The 233-nt window shown below is 46.8% G+C and carries 1 protein-coding gene; it reads right to left on the bottom strand.

The features are described from left to right. Positions 1 to 233: hypothetical protein (locus tag ACY0MJ_RS22540; protein WP_462640794.1), on the bottom strand; the 233-nt coding region annotated here is incomplete at both ends.

Genomic DNA, 233 nt, shown 5'->3' with positions numbered 1-233 from the left:
CAGAAAGCGAGGCTTTCTCTGCTTTCCACTCTTCTTCTAACTCGGAGTACTGACGTTCTTTGTCGCTCAGTTCTTCGTTGAGCATATCCAGGCGTTTTTTACTGGCTTCATCAGACTCTTTCATTAACGCCTGTTGTTCCAGTTTGAGCTGGATGATACGGCGATCGAGTCGGTCGAGTTCTTCTGGTTTTGAGTCAATCTGCATACGAATGCTGGATGCTGCTTCATCGATC

This window comes from Ramlibacter sp. bp-362, assembly GCF_054956735.1.
Note: the sequence above shows the minus strand (reverse complement) of the source record. Positions and strands in the feature narration are given on the sequence as shown.